The sequence below is a fragment of the Streptomyces flavofungini genome (assembly GCF_041028215.1).
In the GTDB taxonomy this organism is placed as follows: domain Bacteria; phylum Actinomycetota; class Actinomycetes; order Streptomycetales; family Streptomycetaceae; genus Streptomyces; species Streptomyces flavofungini_B.
On the sequence record NZ_JASKYR010000512.1, the window covers coordinates 1 to 6,130 of the forward strand.

3 protein-coding genes are annotated in these 6,130 nt (G+C 73.4%); all 3 read left to right on the forward strand.

Annotation, left to right across the window (positions count from 1 at the left end; all coding sequences use genetic code 11):
- Positions 1–177: 177 nt before the first annotated feature.
- The gene (locus AB8Z36_RS28390) at positions 178–1,350 is read left to right on the forward strand and encodes a glycosyltransferase family 4 protein (RefSeq protein WP_369216237.1); all 1,173 of its coding nucleotides are present in this window, start codon (positions 178–180) and stop codon (positions 1,348–1,350) included.
- The gene (locus AB8Z36_RS28395) at positions 1,351–2,079 is read left to right on the forward strand and encodes a class I SAM-dependent methyltransferase (RefSeq protein ID WP_369216238.1); all 729 of its coding nucleotides are present in this window, start codon (positions 1,351–1,353) and stop codon (positions 2,077–2,079) included.
- Positions 2,076–6,130, forward strand: a 4,055-nt coding sequence (locus AB8Z36_RS28400) for an alpha-(1->3)-arabinofuranosyltransferase (RefSeq protein ID WP_369216239.1), incomplete at its 3' end; no start/stop codon positions are given. The genes AB8Z36_RS28395 and AB8Z36_RS28400, both read left to right, overlap by 4 nt.

Below are 6,130 nucleotides of genomic sequence, written 5' to 3' on the forward strand. Positions count from 1 at the left end.
CCGCACCACCGCTCCACCCCGGGGGGGGGGGGGGGGGGGGGGGGGGGGGGGGGGGGGGGGGGGGGGGGGGGGGGGGGGGGGGGGGGGGGGGGGTACAGGACCCCGCAGAACCCAGCAGGACCGTTCCGCCGACCGGACCCCCCACAGTTCCGCACCCTGAGACGAGTTGGAGCACGCATGCCCCAGCACGTACCGTCCTCGCTGCGCGCGGCCTCCCCACGGCACACGCAGCGGCTTCCGGCGCCTCCCCCACAGCCGCGCCGGATCGTCTTCCTCGCCCATCGCGACCTCGGCAATCCGGCCGCGGGGGGCTCCGAACTGCTCGTCGACCGGCTCGCCGACGGGCTCAGCGACCTCGGCCACCAGGTCACGCTGCTCTGCGGCGGACCCGCCGCCTACCGCGACTACCGCGTGGTCTCCGCGGGCGGCGACCTCGGCCACTACCTGCGGGCGCGCTCGGCGTTCACCCGGCAGGTGGGCGACTGCGACCTCCTCGTGGAGGTCTGCAACGGCATGCCGTATCTGGCGCCGCTGTGGCACAGGGGGCCCACCCTGTGCCTGGTCAACCATGTCCACACCGACCTGTGGGGCATGCGCTTCCAGGGCGCGCTGGCCCCCGCGGCCCGGCTCGGCAGGCGCCTTGAGCACTGGGCGCTCACCGGCGCGCAGCGCGGCAACCTCCTGGTCGCCGTCTCGCCGTCGACGGCCACCGCGCTGCGGGCGATCGGCGTGGAGCGCGAGCGCATCCGCATCGTGCACAACGGCGTCGAGGAGCCGGGCCCGCTGCACGCCCGCTCCGACGAGCCGCTGTTCCTCGCGATGGGCCGCCTCGTGGAGTACAAGCGCATCGATCTCCTGCTGCGCCTGTGGGAGCGCGTCAGACCCGTCACGGGCGGCCGGCTCGTCATCGTCGGCGACGGCCCCGAACGGGCGCGCCTCGAACGGCTCGCGGGCCCGGGTGTGGAGTTCAAGGGGCATGTCTCCGAGGCGGAGAAGCACCGTCTGCTCTGTGCGGCCTGGATGCTGCTGCACCCCTCCGCCGTGGAGGGCTGGGGCCTGGTCATCACCGAGGCGGCGACCCGCTCGACCCCCTCGGTCGGCTTCGACGTCCCCGGGGTGCGGGACTCCGTCGAGGACGGCGTGACCGGGCTGCTCGCCCGGGGCGAGAGCTCCTTCGCCGCCGCCTGGTGCACCCTCGCCCTCAGCGCCGAGCGCCGCAGGGCCCTGGGCAAGGCCGCGGGCGAGCGGGCCACGCGGTTCCGCTGGGGCAACACCGTCCGGCAGTTCCAGGCGGTGGCCGCCGAGGCCGTCACCGCCCACCTGGAATCCTCGTCTCCGAAGGGGCCTTGAGTGAAAGACCCCTCGCTGCGCCGTTCCGCCACGCTCTTCCGGGCCTTCCTGCGCGAGCAGCAGGAGCCCGAGCGCTGCTACACCCTCCTCGCCAGGGACGCCGCCGACCAGGTCGAGGCGTACGGCCCCGTGAAGGACCGCGTCGTCGTCGACATCGGCGGCGGGGGCGGCTACTTCACCGAGGAGTTCCGGCGGCGCGGCGCGCAGTGCCATCTCTTCGAGCCGGACCTCGCGGAGATGACGGCGACGGGGACCAAGCCGCCCGAGGGCTCGGTCCTCGCCGACGGCTATCTGCTCCCGCTGCGGGACGGCGTCGCCGACGTGACGTTCTCCTCGAACGTCCTTGAGCACGTCGACGACCCGCAGACGTTCCTCAGCGAGATGGTCAGGGTCACCAGGCCCGGCGGCCTCATCTATGTCTCCTTCACCAACTGGTTCTCCCCCTGGGGCGGTCACGAGTGGGCGCCCTGGCACTACCTGGGCGCCGAACGGGCCCGCGCCCGCTATGAACGGCGTACCGGAAGAACCGCGAAACACAAGCTCGGCGAGAACCTCTTCGCACACCACGTCGGCAGGACCCTGCGGCAGGTGCGGGCCCGCGACGACGTGGCGGTGGTGTCGGCGCGCTCGCGCTACTGGCCGTTCCTGGCCGGGGCGGTCACCAGGGTGCCGGGCGTGCGCGAGGTCGCGACCTGGAATCTCCTTCTCATTCTCAGGCGGTGTCCATGACCACGGTCCAGGCCCCACCCCCGGCGGCCGCAAGACCCACGACCGCTGCCCCTGAACCCTCGCGGGGGCCGCGCTCGCGGCGCTGGCTCCTTGGGTTCTGGGCCGTGGTGTTCGTGCTCCTCCTCGCGGTGAAACCGGGGCGGATGACGTTCGACACCAAGCTCGGTGTCGCCGTCGACCCCTGGCAGTTCCTCTCCGACCTCGGCCAGCTCTGGCACGACCGGGGCGGCTTCGGCGGCATCCAGGACCAGTACGCCGGTTACGTCTGGCCGATGCTGCCGTTCTACGGGCTCGCCAAGCTGGTGCAGCTCCCGGTCTGGCTCGCGGAGCGGCTCTGGTTCTCGCTGATCCTCTCGGTCGCCTTCTGGGGCGCGCTGCGGCTGGCCGAGCGGCTGGGCATCGGCAGCCGTCCGAGCCGGCTGCTCGGCGCGGTGGTGTACGCGCTGTGGCCGACGTTCACCGTGGTCATCGGCTCCACGTCGGCGGCGGCGCTGCCCGGCGCCTTCCTGCCGTGGGTGCTGCTCCCGCTGACGAACGAGCGGATCAGCGCGCGCCTCGCCGCCTGCCGCTCGGCGCTGGTCATCCCGTTCATGGGCGGCGTCAACGCGGCGGCGACGCTCGCCTCGCTGCTGCCCGTGGGCCTGTATCTGCTCTCCCGCCCGAACGGCCCGCGCAAACGGAAGCTGATCACCTGGTGGGTGCCCGGCGTCATCCTGGCCACCGCCTGGTGGATCGTGCCGCTGCTGATGCTCGGCCTGCACGGCGAGAACTTCCTGCCGTTCGTCGAGGACTCGGCCACCACCACCGGCACCATGTCGGCGACCGAGGCGCTGCGCGGCGCCGGGAACTGGGTGGCCTACCTGCACTTCGGCGAGGCCTGGCTGCCCGCGGGATGGACGGTGGCGACCGCTGCCGCGGCCGTCGTCTGCTCGGCGCTCGCCGCCGCCGTCGGCCTCGCGGGTCTCGCGCGGCGCGACCTGCCGGAGCGGCGCTGGCTGGTCCTGACCGTCCTCTCGGTCGCCCTCGTCACCCTCGCCGGGTACGGCGGCGCGTTCGGCGCGCCCTTCCACGGCACCGTCCAGTCCTGGCTGGACGGCGGGCTCGTGCCCTTCCGCAACATCTACAAGTTCCAGACCGGCCTCGCCCTGGCCCTGGTCCTCGGCCTGACGCACCTGGTGGGCGTGGCCTCGCAGGCGCGCGGCGCGCGCCCGGTGCGGGGCAGGCGGTACGCGCCGCTGATCGCGGCGGTTCTGGTGCTGCCCGGCCTCGCGCTGCCCTACGTCAACGGCTCGATCCTCCAGCCGGGTTCGTTCCAGAAGCTGCCCGCCTACTGGCAGACGACGGCCGACTGGCTGGAGAAGTACTCGCCCGACTCGCGTGCCCTGGTGGTCCCCGCGACCGCGCACGGCATCTACACCTGGGGTTCCCCCATCGACCAGCCCCTCGACGTGCTGGCCGACTCGCGCTGGGCGCAGCGCGACTACGTGCCGTTCGGCACGCCGGGCAACCGGCGCGCGATGGACGCCGTCGAGCAGGCGCTGCTGACCGGCGCCGAGGTGCCGGGGCTGCGCGACTTCGTGACCCGGGCCGGTCTGTACTACGTCGTCGTACGCAACGACCTCGACCCCGACCAGGTGGGCAACGTGCCGACCGCGACGGTCAAGCGCACCCTGGAGGAGTCCGGTTTCCGCCGGGTCACGGGCTTCGGCCCGCAGACCACCGACGGCATCATCGCCAACGACACGCCCATCCAGGTGGAGGGCCTCTACCCGCGCCAGCGCGCCGTCGAGATCTACGCCCCGGGCACCGGCGCCGAGCGCCCCGGACAGGCGGGCCTGAAGCCGGTCGCCAACACCGCGGTGGTCAGCGGCGGCCCGGAGTCCCTGCTGCCGCTCTCCGCCGACCCGCAGATGCGGGACCGGCCCGCCGTCCTGGCCGGTGACAACCACCCGGGTCTCGGCACGCCGGGCCTCCAGGCGGTCGGCGACGGGCTGCGCCGCGCCGACACCCGCTTCGGCCTGGTCAGCTCCAACACCTCGTACACCTACGGCAAGGACGAGCGGAACGCGCCCGAAGCGCTCCAGAACCCGGGCGAGAAGCCGCACCAGATCCTGCCGGGCAAGGGCGTCGAGCACCAGACGACGTCGGAGCTGCGCGGCGCCAGATCGGTCACGGCCTCCAGCTACGGCAACTGGCTCTTCCACCTGCCGCAGTACGACCCGGTGAACGCCTTCGACGGGAATCCGGCCACCGCCTGGGCGGCGGGCAACGCCGGTACGGCCGACGGCGAGTGGATCGAGGCCGAGTTCAACGCGAAGGTCGACGTGCCGTCCTCCATCCGCGTCACCCCGCTGCCGCAGGACGGCGTGCGGGCGGCGCCCACCCGTGTCCGCGTGGAGACCGAGCGCGGCAGCGTCACCAGCCCGCTCCAGACCAACGGCGCGCCGCAGCGCGTCAGGGCGCCCGCGGGCGAGACGGACTTCATCAGGATCACGATCGTGGACAGCCAGGTGGCGCGCCCCGGTCTGACCGGCGCGGGCTTCTCCGAGATCTCGGTCCCCGAGGTCCGGGTCACCCGTCTCCTCCAGCTCCCCCAGGACGCGGAGAAGGTCACCGACGCGAAGGCGACCACGTACTCCCTGCACCGCTCCGCCGACCCCGGTGCCTTCGCGCAGGTGGACACCGAGTCGGGCCTGCACCGCCGGTTCACCACGACCGCCGACGGTGAGTACGAGGTGAAGGCGAGCGCGGTGGCGGTGCCGGGCCGTGAACTCGACGAGCTGCTGTACAAGGTGGCGCCCGAGCAGGAGCGGCAGATCATCGCGACCGCCGACTCCACCGCGAAGCTCGGCAGCGGCCTCTCGCCGCGCAACCTCACCGACGGCGACCTGACCACGGCCTGGGTCGCGGGCGACGGGGACCGGCCCGTCATCCACCTGAAGTGGCCGGACAAGAAGCCGGTGGGCGAGCTCGTGCTGCCCGCGGCGGGCGGCCTGTCCACCCGGCCGCAGAAGATCGAGATCAGCTCGCCGGACGGCGCGGCGACCGCGGGCGTCGACGAGAACGGCAACGCGCGCTTCGAGCCGATCACCACCGACCGGATGGACATCACCATCACGGAGACGGCGCCGCTGACGGTCCACAACCCGGTGGCGGACGCGGGCCTCCAGCTCCCGGTGGGTCTCACCGAGGTCTATGTCCCGGCGCTCGACGAGTACCGCACCAAGCAGCCCGACCCGACGGAGCGCTTCTCGCTCCCCTGCGGCCAGGGCCCGGTCATGTCGATCGACGGCGAGCTGTACGAGTCGAGCGCCAAGGGCACCGTCCAGGACCTGACCAGCCGTCGGCCGATCGAGATCAGCCTCTGCCGCCTCGGCGAGAAGGACACCACGGTCGAGCTGGATGCGGGCGCGCACAGCGTCGAGACCGGTGACGCGGGCCCGCTCGCCGTCATGGACGCCTCGCTGACCCGGGGCACGCCCGGCGCCGTCGACGAGGCCGCGCGCGAGCTGAAGGTCAAGGACTGGCTCGGCGACCGCCGCGAGCTGACGGTCGGCGCGGGCGCGGCCTCGTACCTCACCACGTACGAGAACGTGAACGACGGCTGGAAGGCGACCCTCAACGGCAAGGAACTCACCTCGCTGCGGCTCGACGGCTGGCAGCAGGGCTGGCTCGTGCCCGAGGGCGAGGGCGGCACGGTGAAGCTCTCCTACGAGCCGTCGACGACCTATGAGATCGGGCTGATCCTGGCCGGTGTCGCGGTCCTCGCGCTGATCGCGCTCGCCGTCCTCTGGCGCCGCGAGACCGACCAGGACGCCCCGCCGCCCGCACCGCCCGCCCCGGGCCTGATCCTCGGCACGGTGGCGCTCACCCTGGTGGCGGCGGTCATCGCGGGTCCGTTCGCGCTGCTGGTCCCCGCCCTCGCGCTGCTCGCGTGGTGGCGGCACGCGCTCCTGGTGCCGGTCGCGTTCCTCGCGATGGCGGCGGCGGGCGTCGTGGCGGCCACCGGCGCCTCCGGCGGGGGTGCCGCCCCGGASGAACTGCGCACATA